Origin of the sequence: Sediminispirochaeta smaragdinae DSM 11293, from assembly GCF_000143985.1 — a bacterium.
Lineage (GTDB): Bacteria > Spirochaetota > Spirochaetia > DSM-16054 > Sediminispirochaetaceae > Sediminispirochaeta > Sediminispirochaeta smaragdinae.
In genome coordinates this window covers 2,020,505-2,043,580 of sequence record NC_014364.1, presented here as the reverse complement: position 1 = coordinate 2,043,580, position 23,076 = coordinate 2,020,505, and the positions used below count along the sequence as shown (strand labels likewise).

At 48.3% G+C, this 23,076-nt stretch carries 29 protein-coding genes and 1 tRNA gene; 7 read left to right on the top strand and 23 right to left on the bottom strand.

The features are described 5' to 3' along the window. Positions 1-47 precede the first annotated feature (47 nt). Together SPIRS_RS09570 and SPIRS_RS09565 are read left to right on the top strand one after the other, a co-directional pair. Complete coding sequence (locus SPIRS_RS09570; RefSeq protein ID WP_013254481.1) at positions 48-920, top strand: flagellin N-terminal helical domain-containing protein; 873 nt, start codon at positions 48-50, stop codon at positions 918-920. 91 nt (positions 921-1,011) lie between these two features. Beyond that, the gene (locus SPIRS_RS09565; RefSeq protein WP_013254480.1) at positions 1,012-2,367 is read left to right on the top strand and encodes a CCA tRNA nucleotidyltransferase; all 1,356 of its coding nucleotides are present in this window, start codon (positions 1,012-1,014) and stop codon (positions 2,365-2,367) included. 21 nt (positions 2,368-2,388) lie between these two features. Here SPIRS_RS09565 and rnc read toward each other — a convergent pair whose 3' ends face one another. The 4 genes from rnc to coaD form a co-directional block, all read right to left on the bottom strand. Further along, complete coding sequence (gene rnc / locus SPIRS_RS09560; RefSeq protein ID WP_013254479.1) at positions 2,389-3,123, bottom strand: ribonuclease III; 735 nt, start codon at positions 3,121-3,123, stop codon at positions 2,389-2,391. 24 nt (positions 3,124-3,147) lie between these two features. Further along, positions 3,148-3,384, bottom strand: coding sequence for an acyl carrier protein (gene acpP / locus SPIRS_RS09555; protein ID WP_013254478.1), 237 nt, complete (start codon positions 3,382-3,384; stop codon positions 3,148-3,150). A gap of 14 nt (positions 3,385-3,398) precedes the next feature. Then, entirely contained in the window at positions 3,399-3,587 is a 189-nt protein-coding gene (rpmF, locus tag SPIRS_RS09550; RefSeq protein ID WP_013254477.1) for a 50S ribosomal protein L32, read from the bottom strand. Between the two features lie 90 nt (positions 3,588-3,677). Then, positions 3,678-4,157 (bottom strand): pantetheine-phosphate adenylyltransferase, encoded by a 480-nt coding sequence (gene coaD, locus SPIRS_RS09545; protein WP_013254476.1) that lies wholly within the window; start codon positions 4,155-4,157, stop codon positions 3,678-3,680. A 105-nt stretch (positions 4,158-4,262) separates the two neighbouring features. Between coaD and SPIRS_RS09540 the strand changes: the two genes are divergently transcribed. Beyond that, positions 4,263-4,862: a type 2 periplasmic-binding domain-containing protein gene (locus SPIRS_RS09540; RefSeq protein ID WP_245537748.1), complete on the top strand. Its 600-nt coding sequence runs from the start codon at positions 4,263-4,265 to the stop codon at positions 4,860-4,862. Between the two features lie 23 nt (positions 4,863-4,885). Beyond that, complete coding sequence (locus SPIRS_RS09535; RefSeq protein ID WP_013254474.1) at positions 4,886-5,626, top strand: HEAT repeat domain-containing protein; 741 nt, start codon at positions 4,886-4,888, stop codon at positions 5,624-5,626. A gap of 97 nt (positions 5,627-5,723) precedes the next feature. Here SPIRS_RS09535 and SPIRS_RS09530 read toward each other — a convergent pair whose 3' ends face one another. The 16 genes from SPIRS_RS09530 to SPIRS_RS09460 all read right to left on the bottom strand — a co-directional run bounded on the left by SPIRS_RS09530 (position 5,724) and on the right by SPIRS_RS09460 (position 17,664). Further along, positions 5,724-6,242 (bottom strand): PadR family transcriptional regulator, encoded by a 519-nt coding sequence (locus SPIRS_RS09530; protein ID WP_013254473.1) that lies wholly within the window; start codon positions 6,240-6,242, stop codon positions 5,724-5,726. Between the two features lie 15 nt (positions 6,243-6,257). After that, positions 6,258-6,647: a hypothetical protein gene (locus tag SPIRS_RS09525; RefSeq protein ID WP_013254472.1), complete on the bottom strand. Its 390-nt coding sequence runs from the start codon at positions 6,645-6,647 to the stop codon at positions 6,258-6,260. Positions 6,648-6,649: 2 nt separating this feature from the next. Further along, positions 6,650-6,793: a hypothetical protein gene (locus SPIRS_RS22505; protein ID WP_013254471.1), complete on the bottom strand. Its 144-nt coding sequence runs from the start codon at positions 6,791-6,793 to the stop codon at positions 6,650-6,652. Beyond that, complete coding sequence (locus SPIRS_RS09520) at positions 6,790-7,152, bottom strand: YraN family protein (protein WP_013254470.1); 363 nt, start codon at positions 7,150-7,152, stop codon at positions 6,790-6,792. Before SPIRS_RS09520 ends, SPIRS_RS22505 begins: the two co-directional genes overlap by 4 nt. Further along, entirely contained in the window at positions 7,149-8,273 is a 1,125-nt protein-coding gene (locus SPIRS_RS09515) for an HD-GYP domain-containing protein (protein ID WP_013254469.1), read from the bottom strand. The genes SPIRS_RS09520 and SPIRS_RS09515 overlap by 4 nt, the downstream gene beginning before the upstream one ends. After that, a complete protein-coding gene (locus SPIRS_RS09510; protein ID WP_013254468.1) occupies positions 8,270-8,524 on the bottom strand; it encodes an EscU/YscU/HrcU family type III secretion system export apparatus switch protein in 255 nt (84 codons plus the stop codon). Before SPIRS_RS09510 ends, SPIRS_RS09515 begins: the two co-directional genes overlap by 4 nt. Positions 8,525-8,532: 8 nt before the next feature. Then, a complete protein-coding gene (locus SPIRS_RS09505) occupies positions 8,533-9,483 on the bottom strand; it encodes a hypothetical protein (RefSeq protein WP_013254467.1) in 951 nt (316 codons plus the stop codon). Between the two features lie 63 nt (positions 9,484-9,546). Then, entirely contained in the window at positions 9,547-9,924 is a 378-nt protein-coding gene (rplS, locus tag SPIRS_RS09500; protein ID WP_013254466.1) for a 50S ribosomal protein L19, read from the bottom strand. Between the two features lie 25 nt (positions 9,925-9,949). Beyond that, entirely contained in the window at positions 9,950-10,648 is a 699-nt protein-coding gene (trmD, locus tag SPIRS_RS09495; RefSeq protein ID WP_013254465.1) for a tRNA (guanosine(37)-N1)-methyltransferase TrmD, read from the bottom strand. Further along, entirely contained in the window at positions 10,645-11,142 is a 498-nt protein-coding gene (gene rimM / locus SPIRS_RS09490; RefSeq protein WP_013254464.1) for a ribosome maturation factor RimM, read from the bottom strand. The genes trmD and rimM overlap by 4 nt, the downstream gene beginning before the upstream one ends. After that, a complete protein-coding gene (locus SPIRS_RS09485) occupies positions 11,142-11,375 on the bottom strand; it encodes a KH domain-containing protein (protein ID WP_013254463.1) in 234 nt (77 codons plus the stop codon). The genes rimM and SPIRS_RS09485 overlap by 1 nt, the downstream gene beginning before the upstream one ends. Positions 11,376-11,404: 29 nt before the next feature. Further along, positions 11,405-11,659: a 30S ribosomal protein S16 gene (rpsP, locus tag SPIRS_RS09480; RefSeq protein WP_013254462.1), complete on the bottom strand. Its 255-nt coding sequence runs from the start codon at positions 11,657-11,659 to the stop codon at positions 11,405-11,407. A 28-nt stretch (positions 11,660-11,687) separates the two neighbouring features. Then, positions 11,688-13,019 (bottom strand): signal recognition particle protein, encoded by a 1,332-nt coding sequence (ffh, locus tag SPIRS_RS09475; protein ID WP_013254461.1) that lies wholly within the window; start codon positions 13,017-13,019, stop codon positions 11,688-11,690. Positions 13,020-13,080: 61 nt separating this feature from the next. Next, the gene (locus tag SPIRS_RS09470) at positions 13,081-14,487 is read right to left on the bottom strand and encodes a tetratricopeptide repeat protein (RefSeq protein ID WP_013254460.1); all 1,407 of its coding nucleotides are present in this window, start codon (positions 14,485-14,487) and stop codon (positions 13,081-13,083) included. Then, a complete protein-coding gene (locus SPIRS_RS09465) occupies positions 14,484-14,867 on the bottom strand; it encodes a hypothetical protein (protein WP_013254459.1) in 384 nt (127 codons plus the stop codon). Before SPIRS_RS09465 ends, SPIRS_RS09470 begins: the two co-directional genes overlap by 4 nt. Next, the gene (locus SPIRS_RS09460; RefSeq protein ID WP_013254458.1) at positions 14,839-17,664 is read right to left on the bottom strand and encodes a chromosome segregation SMC family protein; all 2,826 of its coding nucleotides are present in this window, start codon (positions 17,662-17,664) and stop codon (positions 14,839-14,841) included. The genes SPIRS_RS09465 and SPIRS_RS09460 overlap by 29 nt, the downstream gene beginning before the upstream one ends. Before the next feature lie 89 nt (positions 17,665-17,753). Here SPIRS_RS09460 and SPIRS_RS09455 point away from each other — a divergent pair, with 89 nt between their 5' ends. Further along, entirely contained in the window at positions 17,754-18,326 is a 573-nt protein-coding gene (locus tag SPIRS_RS09455) for a ribonuclease HII (RefSeq protein WP_013254457.1), read from the top strand. Here the strand turns inward: SPIRS_RS09455 and SPIRS_RS09450 are convergent. After that, a complete protein-coding gene (locus SPIRS_RS09450; protein WP_013254456.1) occupies positions 18,307-18,540 on the bottom strand; it encodes a DUF3276 family protein in 234 nt (77 codons plus the stop codon). The genes SPIRS_RS09455 and SPIRS_RS09450 overlap by 20 nt on opposite strands. A 171-nt stretch (positions 18,541-18,711) precedes the next feature. On the opposite strand from SPIRS_RS09450, the gene SPIRS_RS09445 reads away from it, so the two are divergent. Beyond that, positions 18,712-18,783: transfer RNA gene (locus tag SPIRS_RS09445), tRNA-Gly, on the top strand. A gap of 285 nt (positions 18,784-19,068) precedes the next feature. Continuing rightward, on the top strand, positions 19,069-20,202 hold the full coding sequence (locus SPIRS_RS09440) for a DUF362 domain-containing protein (protein WP_013254455.1): 1,134 nt from the start codon (positions 19,069-19,071) through the stop codon (positions 20,200-20,202). Between the two features lie 139 nt (positions 20,203-20,341). On the opposite strand, the gene SPIRS_RS09435 is transcribed toward SPIRS_RS09440, so the two are convergent. Further along, positions 20,342-21,523: a sugar ABC transporter permease gene (locus SPIRS_RS09435; RefSeq protein WP_013254454.1), complete on the bottom strand. Its 1,182-nt coding sequence runs from the start codon at positions 21,521-21,523 to the stop codon at positions 20,342-20,344. After that, the gene (locus SPIRS_RS09430; protein ID WP_013254453.1) at positions 21,510-23,072 is read right to left on the bottom strand and encodes a sugar ABC transporter ATP-binding protein; all 1,563 of its coding nucleotides are present in this window, start codon (positions 23,070-23,072) and stop codon (positions 21,510-21,512) included. Before SPIRS_RS09430 ends, SPIRS_RS09435 begins: the two co-directional genes overlap by 14 nt. Between the last annotated feature and the right edge of the window lie 4 nt (positions 23,073-23,076).

Genomic DNA, 23,076 nt, shown 5'->3' with positions numbered 1-23,076 from the left:
AAAATGAAGGACAAGGATGTCCGTCTCACCATTTCAAGGAGGATTGCATGATTATCAATCACAACATGAGCGCCATCTTCGCTCAGCGCCAGAACAAGTTCAACAACCTCAGCGTCGACAAAAACATGGAAAAGCTCTCTTCAGGGCTTCGTATAAACCGTGCCGGCGATGATGCATCGGGACTTGCCGTAAGCGAGAAAATGCGTAGCCAGATCAGAGGCCTGGTCCAGGCGGAACGGAATGCCCAGAACGGTATCTCTTTTATACAGAGCACAGAAGGGTATTTGCAGGAAACTCAGGACATTCTTCAGAGGATGAGAGAATTGGCTGTCCAGAGTTCCAACGGTGTATACACCGATGAAGACCGCATGCAGATTCAGGTCGAAATCAGCCAGCTGGTCGACGAAGTCAACAGAATCGCAAGTCATGCACAGTTCAATGGCATGAACATGCTTACCGGCCGTTTCGCCCGGGAAACCGGAGAAAATTCGGTAACCGCAAGCATGTGGCTCCACATCGGTGCCAACATGGATCAGCGGGAACGCATTTTCATCGGCACCATGACCGCCCAGGGACTTGGGATTCAGGGACTCGGAGCCATGGCTCACGCCGCGACCTTCATCTCCATGTCGACCCCCGACAGCGCCAACATTTCGATCTCCGTAATTGATTCGGCCCTTCGGAAGGTCAACAAGCAGCGTGCGGATCTCGGAGCCTATCAGAACCGTCTCGAGCATGCGACCAGAGGTCTGGCCGTAGGCTCAGAAAACCTGCAGGCGGCAGAAAGCAGAATCAGGGACACCGATATGGCCGATGAGATGGTTAGGTACACAAAGAACCAGATTCTCGTTCAGTCCTCAACTGCCATGCTTGCCCAGGCAAATACGAAAACCCAGTCGGTTCTCCAGCTGCTCCAGTAGCACAAAGTGGAACACTAATCAAAGGACCGGCATACTGCCGGTCCTTTTTTTCGCTTGACACAAAACAAGGCTGGCTGGTAAGAGAATAGAGATGATTCGGAAAAACTTTGCTTTACCCACGAATATACGCTTATTTGGTGAGATCTTTTTTCAACGGGGTCGTGAATGCTATCTTGTCGGCGGTGCCGTTCGCAATATGGTTGCCGGCTGGAAACCCAGCGATTGGGATTTCGCCACCGATGCCCCTCCCTCAGAGGTAATTTCGATGTTTCGCCGTGTCATTCCCACCGGAATAAAACATGGGACGGTAACGGTTCTTTTCAAACAGGAAAAATACGAGGTAACCACCTTCAGAATCGATGCGGATTACAGCGACGGTAGGCGTCCTGATGCGGTGACCTATACCGGTGACATTTATGAAGATTTATCCCGACGGGATTTTACCATCAATGCGATGGCCATCAACCTGAATACCGGAAAACTTATCGATCCCCATGACGGCCGAGCCGATATCAAACGCAAGCTGATACGGGCCATAGGGGATCCCCAAATTCGTTTTGCCGAAGACGGTCTACGTCTTTTACGAGCCTGTCGATTTACCGCCCAACTTGGTTTTCGGCTTGAGGAGCAGACAGAAAAAGCGCTCAGCACCTGCCGCTTCCAGCTTTCCAACGTTTCACTGGAACGGATACGCGATGAGATTGTCAAAATGCTCGATGCTGAAAAACCTTCCATAGGGTTCCTGGTAATGGAAAAGAGCGGTATCTTGTCCGATATTCTACCGGAACTCTCACGCTGCCGCGGAATCAACCAAAAGGGATTTCATAGCTTCGATGTTCTCGATCACAGCCTCTACGCCTGTGACGGAGCTCCGGCCGATAGACTCCTCATTCGCCTTGCGGCACTTTTCCACGATACAGGCAAGGCTGTCACGCTATCGACCGATGAAGATGGCTTTCCAACCTTTCATCGTCATGAAATCGAATCGGAAAAGATTGCACGAGAGGTGATGCAGAGGCTTCGATTTTCCAACGCCCAAACCGATGCGGTGTGTCACCTCGTAAAGCATCACATGTTCCACTATACCGACGACTGGAGCGATGCCGCAGTACGCCGTTTCATCTCCCGGGTTGGAAGGGAGCATATCAGCGATCTCTTTGCTTTGCGACTGGCCGATCAGTACGGCATGACGGCACGAACAATGGAAGCGACCAATCTTACGTCCTTCGCTAAACGGATTGAAGCGGTTTTGGACAAGGATATGGCACTTACGCTCCGAGACCTTGCTGTCAATGGAAAAGATTTGATGAAAGTGGGAATTCCTGCGGGTCCACTGTTGGGAACCATTTTGGATCAGCTTCTGGAAGCCGTTCTCGATGACCCGGAAATGAACAAAAAAGAGAGGCTCCTCGCCATAGCAAAGAGCCTCCATCAACAAATTGATTAAAGGAACGATCCGACAGACGTCCTAACCTTCTTCGCCGGTTAGCTTGCGATATGCCAAGCCGGCGGCATGTTGCTCTGCCTCTTTCTTGTTTTTTCCCTTTCCCGGACCATAGACCTTTCCATCGATCTTTACTTCGATCCAGAAGGTCCTATCATGATCCGGTCCCGTCTTTTTCACCAGTGAGTAACGAGGATAACTTTTAAACTGCTTTTGCACATATTCCTGCAGAAGCGTCTTATAGTCCTTTTTGTGACGGTTCTCAAGAACCTTATTGATTTCAGGAATCAGGTATTTCAAAACAAAAGAACGTGCGGCCTTGAAACCGGAATCAAGATAAAAAGAACCGATGATAGCTTCCATACAATCGGCGAGAATCGCTTTTTTGTTACGACCTCCCGAATATTCTTCCCCTTTACCAATCAGAATATAATTATCAACCTTAATTTTACGGGCGATTTCGGCCAGGCTGTCTTCACTTACAACAAAAGACTTTACCCGTGCAAGATCACCTTCAGCCTTATCGGGAAGAAGTGCAAAAAGATATTCACTGACGACCAGCCCTAAAACACTGTCGCCAAGAAATTCGAGTTTTTCGTTGTTATCGACATTAGTCCCCTGCTCGTTTGCAAAAGAACGATGGGAAAAAGCAAGGTTCAGGAATTCGAGCTTCCTGAACCTGATACCAACATGTTTTTCAAATAGCTGCAACTCCCTCTTACGCTCCGCAGTGATCGGAGGCGCATCGAGCGGCTGCATCTTCGGAAGAAGACTCACGGCCCTTTACTTCGACTGGCTTCGCAGGAACTCCACTGCATCGCCGACAGTTTCGAACTCATTTGCCTTCTCATCGGGAATAGTAATTTTCATCTCTTCCTCTATGGCATAAACCAACTCATAGGTATCGAGGCTGTCGGCACCAAGATCCTGTCGAAAAGAAGCCTCCATGGTAACCTTTTCGGGCTCCACTTCAAGCTTTTCGGAAATAAGCTTTTTTACTTTCTCAAACAATTCGTCCATATGCTTCTCCTTACTTACGCCATATCCTGCAGTTCAAGAACTTGCTTACCCCGATAATGTCCGCACTTGGGACAAACGTGGTGGGGAAGTACCATATTTCCGCAGGTTGTGCACTCAATAAGCCCCGGGGCCTTCAGCTTCATGTTAGCCGATCGCCGGGATCTGGATCGAGCTTTGGAAGTCTTATATTTGGGTACTGCCATTATATCCTCTCCTTCCGGTAAGAATTATCGTGTTACAACAGTCAAAAGAGCCTACCGCATATAAGCCCCCCATGTCAACTACTCCGCACATCACCGCTGATGACGCTCCTTTAAAGCCTTTACGACCAAAGGAGGAACCATCGATGAAACATCACCACCGAAATCGGCAATCTCCTTGATAGCGGATGATCGCAGGACAAAGTATTTCGGGTCGGTGGGCATAAACATGATCTCAAGATCCGGGGCAAGCCCTTTGTTGGTCATGGCCAGTTCAAATTCATAACCGAAGTCGGCGAGGGCTCTTACGCCTCTGAGCATGACCTTTACATCGTGTGCGGCCGCAAATTCAACAACAAGCCGATCCCAGAGGACCACCTCGACGTTGCCATAGGGAGCCAGGAGTTCCTGCATCATCAAAAAACGCTCCTGTTCACTGAAAAAACAGCTTTTTCCTCTATTCACCGCTATAACAACATAGACCTTTTCAAAAATCGCTGCCGCTCTGGTGATGAGGTTCAAATGTCCGTTTGTAGGGGGATCGAAGGTCCCTGGAAACATTGCTTTCAACATGATAACAAAGTCTATGATATCAGCCAGCGCCCGTCAATAAGATAGCGAAAAAGGGTTTTGACAAACAGGGCCCAGCTCGGTACACTTGAGGTAATGATGAAAACGATGATACGTATGGAAAGGCCTTTTCATACATTGTGGCTGTTGGCCATACTGACGCTGGTGCTATTGATAGTCGCTTCCTGTGCTGGTAACAAAGCAGTAACCGAGGTACAGGAACTTCCCAAGGCTTCGGTCGTTCAGGAACAGCCTCCCGTACAGGAGCCGCCAAAGGCACCGGCTGAAGCGACACCGACACATGGCCAAGCAGAATCAGAATTTGTTCTCTCCGAGACGGCCTACAAGGAAACAAAGCGAGATTTATCCGATCTTGTTCAGGAATTGAATAAAATTATTGCAGCAAAAGACTATGAAAAGTGGCTGACGTATCTGACGAAGGAGTATAGAGCCTATTACAGTGATCCCGCCGTTCTACGCGCACAATCCGAAGCTCCCCTTCTTAAGAAGTATAGTGTTGTTTTACGCTCTTTAAAGGACTATTTTCATTATGTAGTCGTAGGGAGCAGGCAGAATGTACGACTTGATGAGATAAAGGCGCTGGATGAAAATCGTGTACGGGCTTATATGTACGTAGACAACACGCCGGTAATTATTTATGAACTGCAAAAGGTCGACAACCAATGGAAGATCGGCATCATCGAATAAACCACGGAAAAACGGAGTATGGTATGAAGAAGAGTATGGCATTTTGGGGCTTAATCGTTTCGGCAATGGTTCTGTTTGCCCCGATAAGCCTCTTTTCCCAGCAGCAGGAGCAGGATAAGAGTAAAGCTGAGACTGGGGAGGAGAAAGAGAAAACGGTCGAGGATATCTTTCTGCAGAGTGTCGAACTGAAAATCATCGGCGAGCTTGCCTTCAGCTCCGACCGGGATATGAAGGTTGAGGCCTTGGACAGTCTCGAAGAGATGATCAACGACGGAAGGGTACAAGAGGGAGACGAAGAGGTTCACTACATACTTGATTCTCTCTCTCTTGAAGGGACAGGGGCTCAGTATCGGGAAAACGGCCGGATGGTTAACAATTTTCCGGAGATTCGACGCCGCGCTTGTGAACTGTTGGGGAAAATGGGTGGTATAAAATCAAAGGATTCTTTGATCAACATACTTCTCAATGATGAAGAGCCAATGGTCAAGGCGGAGGCTGCCTATGCTCTCGGTTCAATCGGTTATAACGAGAACAACCAGGTAACCGAAGCCCTTGCATTTTCCATCCTGAATGACGATATCATGACCCCGGATAATAACTTTGCCTTTGCTTCGCTGCTTGCGTTTGAAAAGCTCTTGGGCAGCAATGATACTTTGAACGACGCCTCTGTCTATCGAGCCTTGGTCCGCATCTCTTCTGGGAATTACATCAGACCAGTCAAACAAAAGGCACAGGAAGTCATTAAAAAGCTTCAGCAATTATAAAGCCATCTACTCCTTTCTTTCACGATACATAAAAAACTCCGTCGAAATCGGCGGAGTTTTTTATGATCGATCCAATGGGGATCCAAGGGGTCCAATGTTACGTCAAATCCTCGAGTAACTCACGAAGCCACATCTCCTCGGCCTCCATCATCAACTCCATTTTCCTGACGAGAAACTTCTTATAATGGAGCGAATCAAGTCCCTGACTCTTCGCAGAACCACGGAGCAAAGAAAGACGCTTTATCGTTTTTTTATGCAACTTACGAATGGCAGAGACAAGCTCATCCCGTTTCATTCGTTCGGCAAAAAAGAGGCTAAGAGAAAATTCATCTTTGATGGAGGTTTGTATCTTTTTATCCTCACCGAAAAGCCAGCGATTAAAGAGAGCCTTCCCTTTTTCGGTTATCGAATAGACGCGTTTGTCGACCGCTTTCTTACCCTGAACAACTTGCACCGTCACAAGGTTATCACCAGTCAAACGGCGGAGCGTGGGATAAAGCTGTCCATAAGAAATGGGCCAGAGATCACCCATTGTTTCTTCAAACCGATGCTTGATTTCATAACCATAACAGGGCTCTTCATCAAGAAGGCCCAAAATCGCGTACTTCAATGACATATAGCAACCGGCATCCTACCTGCGAACCGCCTTACCCAGCTCCTTTCGCCATTCGGCGATCCCATTTTGCTCTTCCACCGCAATTTTCTTCCGAATAGAAAATCGCTTACCACCAGAACCATTATGATATCGTATTATACCAAAGGTTCCCTGACCGAGATAGCAAATTTTCTCGTTAGGGCCCAACTCCTCTTCTTCTCCCAACTTCTTGAGAATGCAATCAAAGTGTATGGGCTCCCGCTTTTCGCCATACTCTATGGCGGTGTATACATACTTTATCGGCTTACCGCAAATCGAGCATACCAGGTCGAGCTTCGGCCGCTGCGGTTTACGACTTCGATTTCCCCGTCTGCCGCGCCTTCTTTTGCCTGTACTCTTATTCTGGCGTTTCTGTTGTTCTTCCAAGGCTATTCTCCGTTTAAATGAAGCAATTCTTTCGTAATGACAAGTGCAAGAGACTCGATGGCACCATTGATATACCGCTGATCATTGATCTTCCGTTTCAGCTCTTCGATCTTACGCGGATCGATTTTTCTCTGTTTACGGCTCATACCATCCCCGTTTCACTAAAAACATCCGTCAGGTGTGTTATTATTCCTGAAGCATCAAGAAATAAAAAATCGAAAGAAATCCGGTCTTTATCAAAGCTTGCATGTTTGGCAAGATATCCCCTGGAAGCTGCAATAATCCGTGCTCGTTTTTTCGCATTAAGCGCATACTCCAGATTTTCCATACCATATACCTTCCAGCTTTTCACCTCAACGAAATGGATACGATCATCCTTTCCGGCTATAATATCAACCTCTCCACCACCGAAACGGTAGTTCCTCGCAAGAATTTCATACCCATTATCCAGAAGGAACCGCACCGCATGGTCCTCCCCCTTCCGGCCCAGGGCGACACTATTCACGAAGCGTTCTCAAGCTCACGGGGATGCACGGCGCGGGCAATAAAAGCATCGGGAGTTACCAGGAGATCGACCTCACGCTGTTTTCCAGAAGCAAGCCTCTCGCCATCGCTGTTAACCAAAACACGCACCACGGGGCGCAAAGGAACATCCCTGTGATTTCGTATAACCTTACCGACGCTTCCGTCCTGCAGAATAACCACACTTCCGGGAGGATATACCCCCATACTTTTGATGAAGACCTTCAGAATATCTGAATCATACCTTCGCCCATTATCATTTAAGACCTGGCGGACCGCTTTATAGCCTATCATCGAGCCCCGATAGGGGCGATCGCGAATCATTGCCTCATAAGCATCTGCAACAGAGATAATTCTGGATGCTACAGGGATTTCTTTTCCGGTTAAGCCCTTTGGATACCCCTTACCATCCCAGCGCTCATGATGAAGAAGGACAATTCTTCCCACTTCTTCGGAAAGTCCAAGCTCTTTTGTAATGATTCTGTAGGAGTGAATAGGATGGGCCATAACCGCTTTCATCTCATCTTCTGTCAAACGCTCTTTCTTTTCGACAATGGCACGAGGTATTCTTGTCATGCCAATATCGTGAAGAAAAGCTGCCAAAGCAAGATTCATCAAGCGGTGCCCGGGAAGATTAATGCGTTGCCCTATGGCCATGGAAAGAATCATACAATTGATGGCCCCACCGGCATAACGGCTTTCGGTTTTACTTTGACGAAAGGTCAATCCCATGGCATCGTCAACAGCATCGCGGAGAGCAGGATAATAACTGCCCATCAATTCATCGACGGCTCCTGTATCAAGGCCGCTTCCCTGTTCCGCATCAACATAGAATTGATCTGCAATGGTCAAGGCATCGGAATAGAGTTGAAGTAACTTCTTCCCGATATTACCGTCGATCGAAGATATCTGCTGCTGGAAATCCTGCTCAATGATGGGAGAACCCTCGCTGGTGACAACCTCGACCTCCCAACGTTTTAATCGTTCAATATCTTTCTCGCGGATTGCCACCCCTTCAGGAACCAGGAGACTCTCTTCATCAATATAAACGGGGGCAGAAAACTGCATACCGTCCTGAAGCTCACTGACTTTATATTTTTTCATGCGCCTTCCCGTAAATTCCAAACAAAACTGTAGATTTCCGCAACAACTTCATAGAGGTCTTCCGGAATGACCGCTTCAAGATCAAAGAGATAAAGCCGCTGTACAAGTTCCTCGTCACCCATTACAGGCACACCATGTTTTTTGGCAAGGGCAATAAGCCGTTTTGCCGCTTCACCACTTCCCTTGGCGGTAATCCGCGGTGCAGAATATGTGTCTCTATCATATGCAAGAGCTATGGCTTTTTCAAGCATCCTTTTCTTCACACCAAAGCATCAAAACCTCTCGGACCCTTTTCATCAGGGAAATCACAACCGTCGAACCCTTCCATACTTTTAATATCGTCAAAACGAATCCCAAGGTTATCCAATTTTTTCTGAAAATCTGCAAGCAGACGATGATCCAAGCGATTCAAACGATCCTCCGGCAATAAAGCCGAAAGTCTCAAGCTACCGTCGGCAGGTTCCACAATAAAGAAAAACCGTTCCGCCTCACAAAGACGAAGGTCGAGAACAGCACGGCTAAAATTCACTGCAGGAGGCATGCCCTTAAAACGAATTCGTAAAACACCTGAAAGATTATCTTTCCCCTCACGGAGTTCGGGAAGGGGAAAAAGCATCCAGTGATCATCCCCGCGTCCTTTCAGCTGATTAAAGAGGGTAAGGAGAGAGCCCTCCTTACAGGAATCAGTGATCACCTCTTTCAAAAGCTCCGGAGAGAAAGCCCTCTCGCGACGCCGACGGTGTTGCCTTCGTTTCTCTTGTCCCCCATCGCCACCGAAATCGAACAGAGGCAGAAGCGTATGATAGGCATTCCCTGCCCCGGGATCAATGTCCTTTCCAAGTAACAAAGAGATGAGTCGGATACCAAAACGATCGCTTTGGAAGCGGCGAAGCAGGCTCACAACCTCATCCACCAACGCCCCTCGAAGCGGAAGAGCCGCGGCCGTGAGGATTCGCACCACGTCCATCGAAAGCTTACTCCCCGCAGCATTGTTAAACATATCAGTCACACTACCGGAGCGGGAAAGGGCATCAAGTTTCAATCGTACCTGACCATTGGAAACATGCAGAGAAGCCCCATATCGACGTCCCTTTTCAAGGATTACATCAGAAGAGACTTGCAACCGTTTTCCTTCCAAAAGAATGGTCCACTTACCCTTCCCATCTGTATCAAGAACCTCAAAGGAGACAAAAAGACCGGACCGCACCATCGGGTACAATCCGGCTTGTGTTAATACAGACTGAGGGATAACAAGTGAGGACATGAGCCAGGCTTATCTGGCAGCCTCGCTTGCCTTTTGTCCCTTCTTTTTGATCAGCTCGCGTACCTTTGAAGCCTTTCCCACACGATCCCGTATATAGTAAAGCTTTGCACGGCGAACCCGCCCATGGCGTACCAACTCAATCTTTTCGATCTTCGGGCTATGAAGAGGAAATACCCTTTCCACTCCCACTCCGTACGACATCTTGCGCACGGTAACGGTTTTTCTGACACCGCCGTTGTTCATAGCGATCACCAAGCCTTCATAGACCTGAATCCGCTCGGTCTGTCCCTCAACAATCTTGTAGTGGACCTTCACCGTATCACCGATGCGGAAATTCTCGCGTCCTTCGGTAAGCTGCTCTGCTTCGATCGTTTTTATCACATCCATTGCCGTCCCCTTTCGTATTTCCTTTTCAATACGTATTCGTTCTGTCCTCGTCCCCACTGCGTTTCAGCAGTTCGGGTCTATTTGCCGCCGTCTTTTCGATACGTCGCTGGTGACGCCATCGAGCAATCTCGGCATGGTGGCCGGATAGCAGTATATCCGGAACCACAAGACCGCGGAATACCTGCGGTCGCGTATAATGCGGATATTCCAGCAAATCATCGGTAAAACTCTCTTCCTCGAGTGATTCGCCGCTGATAACCCCGTCGACAAGCCGATAGATCGCATCGATCATAACCAAACTTGCAACTTCACCGGAAGAAATCACATAATCGCCGATAGAGAGCTCGTCATCGACATAGAGATCGATTATCCGCTGATCGATCCCCTCGTATCTTCCGCAGATAAAGACAAGCTCTCCCTCTCTGGAGAGTTCGCAAGCCTTTTCCTGCGTAAAGGGCCTTCCCGAAGGCGTCGGAAACACGACCCGCTTGTCCGCTGCATCCACCGAATCCAGAGCACCGGCAAGAGGTTCGGCCTTTAGGACCATTCCGGCCCCGCCGCCGTAGGGCGCATCATCGCAGGTTCTGTGACGATCAAAGGCAAAATCTCTCACATCAACCAGACGAAGATCAATCAACCCTCGTTCAACAGCCTTTGCCATGATCGACGAAGAGAAAAACCCTTCAATAATCTCGGGAAAAAGCGTCAGAATGGTAAATTTCATTCCAACAATCCCGGTTCCAGAAGCTCGACAGTCCGGGAAACAAGATCCACGGAACCGACGAAGTGCTTCTGAAAGGGAACAATCCATTTTCCCCCATCGGTCTTGACCTCTAAAAGGTCAGAAACACCGTTTTCAACGATCGAAACAATCGTTCCCACCTCCGATCCACGGCACACCACAGCGCAGCCTATAAGATCGGAATAGTAATATTCATCTTCGCGCAAGGCCGCTCCAAGCTCTTTTGACACAATCATATCGGCACCTGCCCAGAGCTTTCCTTCTTCAGGGGAATCGATTCCCCGAAGCTTCATCAACAGATCACTGCCGGCGACCCGAACAGATTCAACGACAAAAGAGCGCTCACCACGCTCACGTTTCAATACCACTTCCTTAAGAGCAAGAAAGTGGCCGGTCTCTCCGGAAAGACTTCGTACCTTCAATAAGCCGCGGACCCCATGTGAGGTCCGCACCTTACCAATAACAACCGTATCCATCAATCGAGGATCTCGAGCACAACCCTTTTACCGGTTTTGGTAGCCGAAGCACTAAGTATCGTTCGTACCGCTTTTGCAATCCGGCCGTGTTTTCCGATCACCTTTCCGATATCATCCTGAGAAACCCGTAGTTCGAGAATAGTGGATTTCTCACCCTCAATCAAATTCACTTCCACCCCGTCGGGATCGTCAACAAGGGACTTTGCAATATACTCAACAAGATCTTTTTCCACGTTTCTAACTCCCAGGGCGACGGCGCCGTTTAACGTTCGATACGGATTTCTCGGCTGTTGAGCAGCTTTCTGACCGTATCGGTCGGCTGCGCGCCTTTGGAAATCCATCCCTTGATCTTTTCCTCATCGAGTCGAAGCTGACGGTCAGCATTTTCGATGGGATGATAAAGACCAACCTCATCCAGGGTCCGGCCGTCGCGGGGAGCCCTGGAATCCATAACGACAATTCGATAGTAGGGCCGTTTCTTGGTCCCGAACCGCTTCAGTCTTATTTTAACACTCAACTAGAACCTCCTAACGCGTTCTTGAAAATTATACACCAAGATTTTGCATCAACTTAGCTTGGTATTTTTTATTCTTCGAAACCTTTTTCATCATAAGTCGCATCTTTTCGAAACGTTTGATCAGACGGTTTACCTCGGCGACAGAGGAACCGCTTCCTTTTGCTATCCTCTTCCTGCGAGAGGGACCGATGATCCGGTGATTGCGACGCTCTACAATGGTCATGGAGAGGATGATTGCCTCTTCCTTTTTCATCTCCTTTTCGTCGATGTCGTCCTCGCTGATGGCCCCCTTGGCACCGGGGATCATCTCAAGAAGCGACTGAACACTTCCCATCTTTCGCATCCGTGCAAAGGATTCGAGATAGTCCTCCAGGGTAAAGGTGGCGGAAATCATTTTCTCCTGCAGGGCCGCAGCCTCTTCAAGATCGATGGTTTCCTGAGCCTTTTCCACCAGACTGACGACATCTCCCATGCCGAGGATACGGGAAGCGATCCGCTCGGGATAAAAGGGGTCAAGGTCCTCGGGTTTTTCTCCCACACCGACATACTTGATCGGCTTACCGGTGACGCTCTTAAGGGAAAGGGCGGCGCCTCCGCGTGTATCGGAATCGAACTTGGTCAGCACAACACCGCTGATACCGACCTGTTCGTCAAACGACTTTGCTATGGTAACCGCTTCCTGCCCGGTCATTGAATCGGCAACGAAAAGCTGTTCCTGAGGATCAAGGACCCTCTTGATATCGACAATCTGCTTCATCATCTCTTCATCAAGATGAAGACGTCCCGACGTATCTACAATCATAGTGTTGAAACTCGACTTGATCGCATATTTTTTGGCTTCGCCGACAAGCTTTACCGGATCTTTCTCTTTTTCAAGGGAGAAGACCTCAAGATCGACCTGCTTACCAAGGACCTTGAGCTGATCGACAGCGGCAGGACGAACCAAGTCGGCGGCAACCAAAAGAACCCTTCGTCCCTCTTTTTTAAGGCGAAGCCCCAGCTTCGCAGAAGTGGTCGTCTTTCCGGAACCTTGAAGTCCCATCATCAAAATGGAAGAGAGGGCATCCGGCCCTTTAAGCTCAAGATCCTGATGCTCGTCGCCAAGCAGTTGCACGATTTTATCGTTTACAATCTTCACAAACTGCTGGCCGGGGTTTACCGCTTTGAGAACGGCCTCACCTTTAGCCTCTTCGATGGTTCGATTCACAAATCGTCGAACAACCCGAAGGTTTACATCAGCCTCGAGCAACGCAACCTTGATCTCTTCGACGGCATCCTGAATATTTTTCTCAGAAATGGTTGCCTTACCCGAGAGTTGCCTAAAAATATCTGAAAACTTATCGGAAATTCTTTCTAACATACCAATCCCATCGTCCGCAGTTCTAGGTTTTATACCGCATTTTGCAAAGCCGTGTCAACGCCTAACGTAGTTCTAAAAAGTGACGGCGCAGGTAGCGTTCCCGTTTTACTGCATCATTCCAGTAGCGACTCCACGGATAAGCTTCCCTGATTTTTCGGTAGTATTCAACCGCCTGTTCGGGGTTTTGCGGACGCAGTGTCTCCTCATAAAGACGGCCGATACGATAGTAGAATTCATCCCGCTGAGAGGACGGAAGCGAAGGTACAAACCAAAGCAAAAAGTCAAGCACCTCCTTTCCCCCACCCCGTTCAACCTGGCTATCAAGGAGCTCGAGAAGCGAAGAGGCCTGAAGCATCGAAACAGCGTCGGCTCCGGGCTTCTCAAGTATGGCAAATTGGGAAAGACCAAGGGGCGAATCCTTTTTCTCTTTTTCGGCATCAAGAAGCTCTAAAAGATGGGAAAGGGCCTCTGTTTGCCGCCCCTCTCGGTAGGCCGTGGCCAACTCGTCTATACTGAAAGAAGGAACAAGTGTCCCATCCTGTTTTTCAAAGCCCTCGGAGCTATTTCCTGCAGATGCCGGGTGTCCCTGCCCCTGGGAAGCGGCTGCCTCTTCGGAGCCGGTAACTATCACGAGATAGCGTTGGGATAGGCTTTTCCCCGTTGCCGCCTCCTGTTTTTGGAAGCTGAGGAGCACATTTCCCTCGGCTACGGTAAGGAAAAGAAAGCGGCTGTTGTTTTCTCCAAAGCTGCGTTCCATAAATTCCACCGGACTTTCGCCCGAGGCTCCGACAGACGATTGGGATTTTGCTCCCAGATAGATCCACCCCCTTCCATCGAGGATAATGGTCACATTTTCGCCTACCGCCGCAGTAAGCTCCGAGACGATGGGATTCTCCTGCGAATCCAGGCTTGCAGAAGGAGGAGTAACGACGGAAGAAACGGAAGAAGAGGATGCCGGAACGACGGCCGGAGCTTTCACCGCCGCAGATCCTTCCACGGCAGAAGCCCCGGATTCGCTGCTCGGTTCAGAATCCGCTTCCACGGCAGCCATTGGTTTGGGAATCGCCTTGGGGCGGGGAACTGCCTCAATTTCGGACTCGCTTAGCTTCGGGGTGTCCGGTACGGAAGGAGGAACAGGCTCATCGATACCCTCCAATTGGGAAAAATCATATTCGGAAGAAGCCGGAAGCATGGAGACCGAAATACATTCGGGAAGGGGCGGAGCAGGAGGCTCGGGAAGTGGTAAATCGACCGAATATGACTCATCTTCCCCGCCCGCCGGCCTTAGCAGATCGGAAATCAAGATGGGCGCCGGATCCATTACAGAAGCGTTTATAGGGGCAGTATCCGCCTCCTGCCCCCCGGTGTCGATCCTCAGATCGGTAGACTGCCGCGTAGCGGGACCAGATGCGCACGAGGCAAGGGTCAACAAGAATACAAAGCCCAACCCGAGGGATCGTACGATCACGGCAATGTCCCCAGAAATTGCTCTACCGCCTCATCGCTTTTCTTCTGCAGGGACTCCTGCTCTACCTGACCAGGAGCAACCCAAAAGGGCCTGATTCGCTCATCATCCCAGGTTCCGGAGGATTGGTGGTAAGGAATCAGCTCGACCGTATCAGGGCTTTTCCAGCTTTGGGGCAGAAGCATGGATTCGGGAGCAATCTGCGTTTTCTTCCCTGTCACAGATTGCGGTTGAGGAGAAGTTATCCTACTTCTCTGCGGAGCATGGGCAGAAGAGGCCAGGGCAACGACAATGGTCACCAAAAGAGCGAGAACGGCAACCGAGAGGGTCACCGTAAGATAAATACGAAAGGCCCTACTCTGTAGGAACTCCATCCGGCTCATCGACTTCCTCTTCAACAACATTTCCATCGTCGGCCAGTCTGACGGCGATGATCTTCGAAACACCGGACTCCTCCATGGTTACACCGAGAAGGGTTTTCGCACCGGCGACCGTCTTCTTGTTATGAGTAATAACGATAAACTGGCTCTTGTTACCGAATTCCATCAATACATTGACAAAACGGCCGACGTTCGATTCGTCAAGGGCAGCATCGATCTCATCAAGAATACAAAAAGGAGAAGGTTTCACCATATAGGTGGCGAACAGCAGTCCGACGGCTGTCAGGCTCCTTTCTCCACCGGAAAGCAGGGAGATATTCTCAAGTTTCTTTCCCGGAGGCTGAGCGTATATCTCAATACCGCTGGTAAGAACCTCATTGGGCTCTGTAAGCTGAAGCTCTCCTCTTCCTCCTCCGAAAAGACGGCGAAACATCGAATGAAAGTTTTTCTTTATCTTTTCGTAGGTGTCGAGGAAAAGTTCGGTAGACTCAACCCTGATCTGTTTGGTAATGCGGGTAAGATCCTCTCTGGCCTTGTAGAGATCATCAAGTTGACCATTAAGAAAGTCGTAGCGCTCCTTAACCTCGGAAAACTCCTCAGGGGCCATCAAATTCACCTGGCCCAGGGCTTTGAGCTCCTCTTTGGCCTTGGAAAGCTTATCCCGTAGGTCCTTTGCATCCTCGCGTATTTCGAACATACGAGAGTCATACTCGTTTAAATCCCTTGAATGACGATCACGAAAATTGTCGTAGATATTGCGAACCTCGGCGTTGAGACCGGCAAGATTCACCTGGAGTTGTTCGACCTGACTCTGGATCTTTCCGAGTTGGTCCATCTGCTGTTTGAGGTTATCCTCTTTTTTCAGCAGTTCTTTATTACGGTCGTTGATCCCTGCCTCAAGGTTAGTCAGTTCCTTCTTAAGTTTGGCCTCCTGCTGGTCGAGCTCCACCCGCTCCCTGTCAAGAGCCTTGATCTTGGCACTGTTTTCCTCAATGTTAAGCTTGCAGCGTTGGGCCTCCGCCTCTGCCGCGGCAAGCTGCTTTTCCAGATCGTTCAATTCCCGTTTCAGGCCCGCAAGGCTCTCCTTCATGGCCTCTTTTTGGGTGTCCATCTGGGCACGACTGATGCGAAGCTCCTCCAGGGTACGACGATACTCCTCGATTTTCGAAGAAAGGTTCTTGTTTTCCTCGCGAAGGGCCGCGATTTCTTCCCTCCGGCGGGTCATTTCCGTTCCGGCTTCCTCGATATTACGGTCGATCTCACGTTTTATGGTGATAATTCCCTCGGGCGCAAGAAATTCATCGATAAAGGAAGGAACGGCGCTGCGATAACGGGTAAAAAGCTCAGAAAGCTTTTTCGTCGCCAAGCCGGTGGCCTCAAAAGCATCCCGCACCAGTGAAAGAGTCTTCTGCTTTTCACTCTCGTCAAGCTTAAGGGCATCCTCGACCAACGACTGCTTTCCCTTCAATTGGATCGAGAGAGACTCAATGGTATTGAGAATCTCTTCTTCCATGTCCGCCCGTTCCTGGCGGGAATAACCGGTCTCCTTCAGTTTACTGTCGAGTTGCGTCACAATATCGTCGGTAATTTCCCTGAGTTTGACCTGCAAATCCTCCCGCTGTCTTTCAAGAGAGAGGACCGTTTTCTCATTCTGGGCGATGTGCTTCTCATTTTCACCGATTCTACCGTTGGCAGATTCGATATTCCGGGTAAAGGAGGCTATGTGTTCCTCGATCTCGCCGATACGCTTATCGAACTCAGCCAAGGAGGCCTCCCTGGCACTAATGCCCTCTCCCGTACTTGCAATCTTTTCCCGGATGGAAGATTGGCGTTCTACGGCAGTCTTTGCCTGCTGTTCGAGCTCGGACGAGCGCTCGGTCAATATCTGCCTGCGGCTCTCCCTATTGCTCTTCTCGATATCAATACCGTAAAGCTTTTTCTGAGCCTCTATGAGACTCGACTCCATACTATTAACCTGATCAAGGTTCTCTTCGAGCAGGTTATTGATGGTATCGATGGCGGATCGCAGTTCATCCCGCTTTTGGCTCTTTTCCTTTAACTTTTCCTCTTTCTGATGCTGATCGTCGAGAATTCCCTTTAATTTTAACAGCTGAATATCAAGTTCAAGGTCAAAAATACGTTCTTTCAAATCACGATAGGAAAAAGTCTTTTCCGACTGTACCTTGAGGGTGTCGTAGGAGCGCTTAACCTCCCGAAGGATACCCTCCACCTGACGCATATTTTCTTCGGTCCGTTGGAGCTTCCGTTCGGCCTCCGCGCCCTTGAGTTTATACTTGGTGATGCCAGCAGCCTCTTCAAAGATATAGCGCCGCTCTTCGGGCTTGTTTGAAAGGATCTGATCGATCTTCCCCTGTTCCATGATGGAATAAGATGATTTTCCTATCCCGGTATCGAAGAACAGCTCACGAACCTCACGAAGCTTTACCGGAGCAGAATTGATAAAGTATTCCGATTCACCGGAACGGTGGAGGCGCCGTTTCACCTCGATTTCGGGTATCTCTATGGGAAGGACACCATCATCGTTGCTTAATGTGAGGGTCACCTCAGCAACATTAAGTGCCTTTCGATTTTCCGTCCCGTTGAAGATGACATCTTCCATTTTTTCGGCTCGCAGGGTCTTGGTCGACTGTTCTCCGAGAACCCATTTGATAGAATCCACGACGTTGCTCTTACCGCAACCGTTTGGCCCGAGTAAGGCACTGATACCGTCACGAAATTCGATGACGCTCCTATCGGCAAAGGATTTAAAGCCGAATATTTGAATGCTTTTTAAAAACACCGATGCTCCCGTATACTTAAAGCTTACCTGTTCCTTTTGATACTATACCACGTATACAACTACACTCCAACTATCGTAGTATACCCGGTATGACAACAATTGAATACTGCGGCATCGACGAAGCCGGCAGGGGTCCTCTTGCGGGCCCGGTAACCGCTGCAGCTGTTATTCTACCTGCAGCTTTTCCTGTCGGGCTACTCGACGATTCGAAGAAACTCTCACCGGCCAAACGAAACATCGCCCTGAAGGAGATTCTTTCCTCCTGCAGCTATGGTGTGGGCTGGGTGTGGCCGGAAGAGATCGACAGAATTAATATCCACAACGCCTCTCTCCTTGCCATGAAACGTGCTTTCGAAGCCATAGATCAGAAGGCCCGTACGCTCGTACAAATCGTTCAGGTCGATGGGAAATTTCCTCCGAAACTCGACCACCCGCGAATAGAAGCCATCATCAGGGGCGACCAAACCCACCCCCACATACAAGCGGCCTCAATCCTCGCTAAGGAGGCGCGAGACCGCTGGATGATTCGCTACAGCTGGATCGAACCGGCATGGCACTTTGAACGCCACAAAGGCTACCCAACAAAATTACACAGAGAACTCTGCCGCCAGTACGGCCTGAGTGAGATCCATCGCAAAAGCTTCAGGATTTTTTCTTCATGAAATCGATTGCTTTGTTAAGTTCTCTGGTAAAATCCTCCAGCTCATCGTCGAAAACAATTACCGACTGACGTTCGTACCCACCGATATCGCCATGCTTTTTGCTTTCCACGATATTGAGAAACAGATCACCCTTTCTATTCTCTTTTACATTGAAAAAGTAGGTACGCTTTTCCGTGCTGAACCTGGTTGAAAAGACTTCCCCTCGTAATCCCATAACTCATTCCTTCTCTATATCTGACATGATTTTCTGGTTCGCCGATACTACCGCATCAAAAAAAACCTTTCAAGACACATCACCCCACAATTGTCTAAAAGGGGGGCCTTGACTTTTTTCCTGTTTTCACGTAAAAACATTGCCACAGAGGAATGTAGTATATTCCAATATGCGTCCGTCGTATAATGGCTATTACCTCAGCCTTCCAAGCTGAAGATGTCGGTTCGATTCCGATCGGACGCTCTTTTTAAGTCCTTGCAATGCAAGGACTTTTTTTGTCTTTTATCTTAACGGTGAAAATTGCATAAAGGTGAGTTATGAAGTCTCCAAAGTCTGAGTTTCACTCATCTTTTCTTTTTATGCAGGAATGATATCATAAAATTGCTTCATGTCTTTCTATTTTTACACATGCCACGATCGCACTATTGACATGGAGTAAACTACAACTGCTATTTTTTCTATAGGGAATATAAAGCCTATGATATATCAAGTGGATAGACACGTTTTCAAAACAGGAGTGAATGAGGAATGGAAAAAGCAAAGGTCTATTTTACGGATTTTCGCACGATAGCTTTCGGAGACGGACTTCCCACCAAACTGAAAAAGTTACTAAAACGAGCCGGTATCGGCCAAATCGATATGGATGGCAAGTTTGCAGCCATTAAGATGCATTTCGGAGAGCTGGGAAATATCAGCTACCTCCGCCCCAATTATGCTAAAGCCGTGGTCGACCTCGTGAAGGAGCTTGGCGGTAAGCCCTTTTTGACAGACTGTAACACTATGTACCCCGGTAGTCGAAAAAATGCGATAGAGCATTTGGAATGTGCATGGGAAAACGGATTTACACCTCTGACCGTGGGCTGTCCTGTCCTGATAGGAGACGGGTTAAAAGGGACCGACGATATCGCAGTGCCTGTGTCCGGAGGGGAATATGTAAAAGAAGCCCGAATTGGACGAACCATTATGGACGCCGATGTGTTTATCAGTCTGACCCATTTTAAGGGGCATGAGATGACGGGCTTCGGCGGTACCATCAAAAACATCGGCATGGGCTGCGGCTCCCGTGCAGGAAAAACCGATCAGCACAGCAGTGGTAAGCCACACATCGACCAGGCTCTTTGCCGTGGCTGCCGCAGATGCGAACGGGAGTGCGCCAACAACGGTCTGGAGTTTGATGCGGCCGCAAAAAAGATGCATGTTAATCAGGAACATTGTGTTGGCTGCGGACGCTGTCTGGGTGCATGTAATTTTGATGCCATTGTTTTCAGTGGCGATAATGCCGTTGAACTGTTGAACCGCCGCATGGCCGAATATACAAAGGCAGTGCTTGATGGTCGGCCTAACTTTCACATTTCTTTGGTAGTGGATGTCTCGCCCAACTGTGATTGTCACGGAGAAAATGATGCACCCATTCTGCCCAATTTAGGCATGTTCGCATCCTTTGATCCCCTGGCTCTGGACCAGGCCTGTGCAGATGCCTGTCTGAAAGCTGAACCGCTTCCTGGCAGTCAGCTATCTGAGAATATAGCAAAACCGGGCTTCGTTGATCATCATGATCATTTCATCAACTCCACTCCCGAATCCGAATGGCGTACCTGCTTAGCGCATGCAGAGAAAATCGGCCTGGGCACCCGGGATTATGAGCTTGTTATAATGAAATGAGCAATGCCGTTGACAGCATCAAAGCTGATCGATAGGGATTCGATTTTGGCATACTGGAGATGCTTTTAAAATTGACAAGTACCAGGTAATTTAGGGAGAGAGAATGGGATTCTCTCTCCTCCGACAATGTATGAGTCTACTATTTTCTATTCTTTGTAGAAAGATCAAACCAAACAGCAATAAGCAAGACGAGTCCTTTACAGATCATCTGTATATCTGCAGACATATTCATCAAGCTCATTCCATTATTGATACTAGACATTATTAAGGCACCGAGCAACGCACCGATAATCGTACCTTCGCCCCCAAGGGGATTTGCTCCCCCTATTATCGCAGAGGCAATAACATCAAGTTCAAAGCCTTGGCCGGTGCTTGCTGCGGCAGAGCTCAGCCGAGCGGTAAACACAACCCCTGAGAGACTAGCCAATATTCCCATACTTACAAAAATAGAAAAGTTTACTTTGCGTATATTAATTCCGGAATATCGAGCGGCCTCACGGTTTCCACCGATGGCATAAACATATCTCCCGAATGGTGTCTTCGTTGCTATGAAAGAATAAAGGAGCGCCACAAAAAAAACTAAAATAATAGAATATGGTATGCCACGATACAAGATAAGAAAACCTGAAAAGAAAATAATTGCGATGCTTACCAGCAACTGTTTGATAAACTGTAGTGCACCTGGAAGGGTAATAAGAAGATTACGTTGCTTGCGAAGATAAAAAGAAACTTGGAGTATGTTGTAAAGGAACACGACAACAACTGTTAGATAAAGGGTTGAATCATGTATCCTACAAGCGTTATTTATCTTGGGAAGGTATCCCTGTCCAATGGCGCTAAAACTATCCCAAATTGGAGAAATTGTCTGTCCCTGGGTTATATAGATGAGAATACCACGGAACAACGTCATTCCGGCAAGGGTAACAATAAAGGCAGGGATATTCCGATATGAAATCCAATATCCCTGCCAGGCTCCGATAAGGGCACCGACCAGGAGAGCAGCCAAAATAGCTATGAAGGTAGGCATACCATGGTACACTTGCAAATATGCGGCCACAGCACCCGCAAGGCCTACAACGGACCCGATGGAGAGATCGATATGCCCTGCGACAATGACCAAAACAACTCCCATAGCTGCTATGGCAGTATAGGCCGTCTGCTGGAGCAGATTTGTATAGTTTCTGGCAGTGAAAAAGAGGCCTCCGGTTAGGATAGTAAAAATCAACCAGATTCCTCCGAGTATCAACACCATCATATATTGCTTCAAATTTCGTTCGATCTGCTCTCGAACAAGAAGAAGGACCGAATCAGGCTTTTCCATTTTCAATACCTCCGGTTGCATAAAACATAACTTTTTCAGGGTCAGCTTCTTCATGCCGCAGATCTGCTCTGATTTGTCCTTCGTGGAATACAATGATCCTGTCACTCATTCCAAGAATTTCCGGCAATTCCGAAGAAATCATGATAACCGCCATGCCACGTTCGATGAGGCGATTGATAATTTTGTAAATTTCAAATTTCGCGCCGACATCAATCCCTCGTGTCGGTTCGTCGAGGATTAACACTCTCGGCTCGACCATAATCCATTTAGCTAAGACCAACTTTTGCTGATTGCCTCCACTTAAGTTCATAGCCCGTTGTTCCAAGGATGGAGTTTTGATCGTTAGTTCTTCACAATATTTTCGAGCGGCCTTTTTTTCTTCAAACGAGTCGACTACAAGACCATGACGAGTAAGCCTGCCGAGAACGGCAAGGGTCGAATTTTCTTGCACACTCATGTTTAGTACAAGCCCCAAATTCTTTCGATCTTCCGTGAGGTATACTATTCCTTTGGCAATGCAAGCCTCTGTTGTTAACGGACCGCTGCTGTGGCCGTCTATTTCAATCTCTCCTGTAACAATTCCGTTGTAGGTACCAAAAATACTTGTTGCAAGCTCTGTCCGTCCCGATCCCATAAGACCTGCGATTCCGAGGACTTCTCCGGTAAAGACATCAAGAGAAAGATTGTTGATGATTGTCCGATCCTTCCGTTCACTATGGTAGAGCGTCCAATTTCGCAATGAAAGAATATGATCTCCCCTGTTATGGGGTTCACGAGGAAATCGTTGCTCCATTGGACGCCCGACCATATATTTTATGATGTTTTTTTCCGACCAGAGGTTGACAGTTTTATCATCGTCTACGGTAGACACAATGCTCCTACCATCTCGAAGGATCGTTATCGAATCGGCAATGGATAATACTTCTTCAAGCTTATGACTGATAAAAACGAGGCTCACTCCTTCTTTACTAAGCTCACGTATAATCTCCAAAAGATTTTCACTTTCCTGCTCATTCAGGGCTGCAGTCGGTTCATCCAATATCAAAATTTTTGCCTGCTTGAGCAGAGCCTTTGCTATTTCGATTAACTGCTGCTGCCCAATCCCCAGGTCGATGACATGTGCATCTGGGGAAACATTAATGCCTACACGTTCAAGAACCTTTTGGGCAAGTTTATATTCCTCAATATCGTTTATTCGCAATCCTTTTCTTCTTTCATTTCCAAGAAAAAGATTTTGCCGAACAGTTAGATAGGGAACAAGTGCCAATTCCTGATAAATAACGGCAATCCCATGCTGTTCGCTCTCTTTGATATCGGAAAATTCCACCGGTGTTCCATGAAGCAGAATCGTTCCCGAATAGCTACCTTTTGGATATATACCGCTAAGAACCTTCATCAAAGTAGACTTGCCTGCCCCGTTTTCCCCAACCAAGGCATGAATTTCTCCGGCACGAAGCTTGAAACTTACATTATCAAGCGCAAGAACACCGGGGAACCTCTTGGTAATGTCTTGTAATTCAAGAACTATCTTTGTCTGTTGTTCCTGCATTCAC

What these genes read in the sequence shown, in the direction of transcription:
- SPIRS_RS09570 (WP_013254481.1), top strand. Translation starts at nt 48, where the DNA reads ATGATTATCAATCACAACATGAGCGCCATCTTCGCTCAGCGCCAGAAC.
- SPIRS_RS09565 (WP_013254480.1), top strand. Translation starts at nt 1,012, where the DNA reads ATGATTCGGAAAAACTTTGCTTTACCCACGAATATACGCTTATTTGGT.
- rnc (WP_013254479.1), bottom strand. Translation starts at nt 3,123, where the DNA reads ATGCAGCCGCTCGATGCGCCTCCGATCACTGCGGAGCGTAAGAGGGAG.
- acpP (WP_013254478.1), bottom strand. Translation starts at nt 3,384, where the DNA reads ATGGACGAATTGTTTGAGAAAGTAAAAAAGCTTATTTCCGAAAAGCTT.
- rpmF (WP_013254477.1), bottom strand. Translation starts at nt 3,587, where the DNA reads ATGGCAGTACCCAAATATAAGACTTCCAAAGCTCGATCCAGATCCCGG.
- coaD (WP_013254476.1), bottom strand. Translation starts at nt 4,157, where the DNA reads ATGTTGAAAGCAATGTTTCCAGGGACCTTCGATCCCCCTACAAACGGA.
- SPIRS_RS09540 (WP_245537748.1), top strand. Translation starts at nt 4,263, where the DNA reads ATGATACGTATGGAAAGGCCTTTTCATACATTGTGGCTGTTGGCCATA.
- SPIRS_RS09535 (WP_013254474.1), top strand. Translation starts at nt 4,886, where the DNA reads ATGAAGAAGAGTATGGCATTTTGGGGCTTAATCGTTTCGGCAATGGTT.
- SPIRS_RS09530 (WP_013254473.1), bottom strand. Translation starts at nt 6,242, where the DNA reads ATGTCATTGAAGTACGCGATTTTGGGCCTTCTTGATGAAGAGCCCTGT.
- SPIRS_RS22505 (WP_013254471.1), bottom strand. Translation starts at nt 6,793, where the DNA reads ATGAGCCGTAAACAGAGAAAAATCGATCCGCGTAAGATCGAAGAGCTG.
- SPIRS_RS09515 (WP_013254469.1), bottom strand. Translation starts at nt 8,273, where the DNA reads ATGAAAAAATATAAAGTCAGTGAGCTTCAGGACGGTATGCAGTTTTCT.
- SPIRS_RS09510 (WP_013254468.1), bottom strand. Translation starts at nt 8,524, where the DNA reads ATGCTTGAAAAAGCCATAGCTCTTGCATATGATAGAGACACATATTCT.
- SPIRS_RS09505 (WP_013254467.1), bottom strand. Translation starts at nt 9,483, where the DNA reads ATGGTGCGGTCCGGTCTTTTTGTCTCCTTTGAGGTTCTTGATACAGAT.
- rplS (WP_013254466.1), bottom strand. Translation starts at nt 9,924, where the DNA reads ATGGATGTGATAAAAACGATCGAAGCAGAGCAGCTTACCGAAGGACGC.
- trmD (WP_013254465.1), bottom strand. Translation starts at nt 10,648, where the DNA reads ATGAAATTTACCATTCTGACGCTTTTTCCCGAGATTATTGAAGGGTTT.
- rimM (WP_013254464.1), bottom strand. Translation starts at nt 11,142, where the DNA reads ATGGATACGGTTGTTATTGGTAAGGTGCGGACCTCACATGGGGTCCGC.
- ffh (WP_013254461.1), bottom strand. Translation starts at nt 13,019, where the DNA reads ATGTTAGAAAGAATTTCCGATAAGTTTTCAGATATTTTTAGGCAACTC.
- SPIRS_RS09465 (WP_013254459.1), bottom strand. Translation starts at nt 14,867, where the DNA reads ATGAGCCGGATGGAGTTCCTACAGAGTAGGGCCTTTCGTATTTATCTT.
- SPIRS_RS09455 (WP_013254457.1), top strand. Translation starts at nt 17,754, where the DNA reads ATGACAACAATTGAATACTGCGGCATCGACGAAGCCGGCAGGGGTCCT.
- SPIRS_RS09450 (WP_013254456.1), bottom strand. Translation starts at nt 18,540, where the DNA reads ATGGGATTACGAGGGGAAGTCTTTTCAACCAGGTTCAGCACGGAAAAG.
- SPIRS_RS09440 (WP_013254455.1), top strand. Translation starts at nt 19,069, where the DNA reads ATGGAAAAAGCAAAGGTCTATTTTACGGATTTTCGCACGATAGCTTTC.
- SPIRS_RS09435 (WP_013254454.1), bottom strand. Translation starts at nt 21,523, where the DNA reads ATGGAAAAGCCTGATTCGGTCCTTCTTCTTGTTCGAGAGCAGATCGAA.
- SPIRS_RS09430 (WP_013254453.1), bottom strand. Translation starts at nt 23,072, where the DNA reads ATGCAGGAACAACAGACAAAGATAGTTCTTGAATTACAAGACATTACC.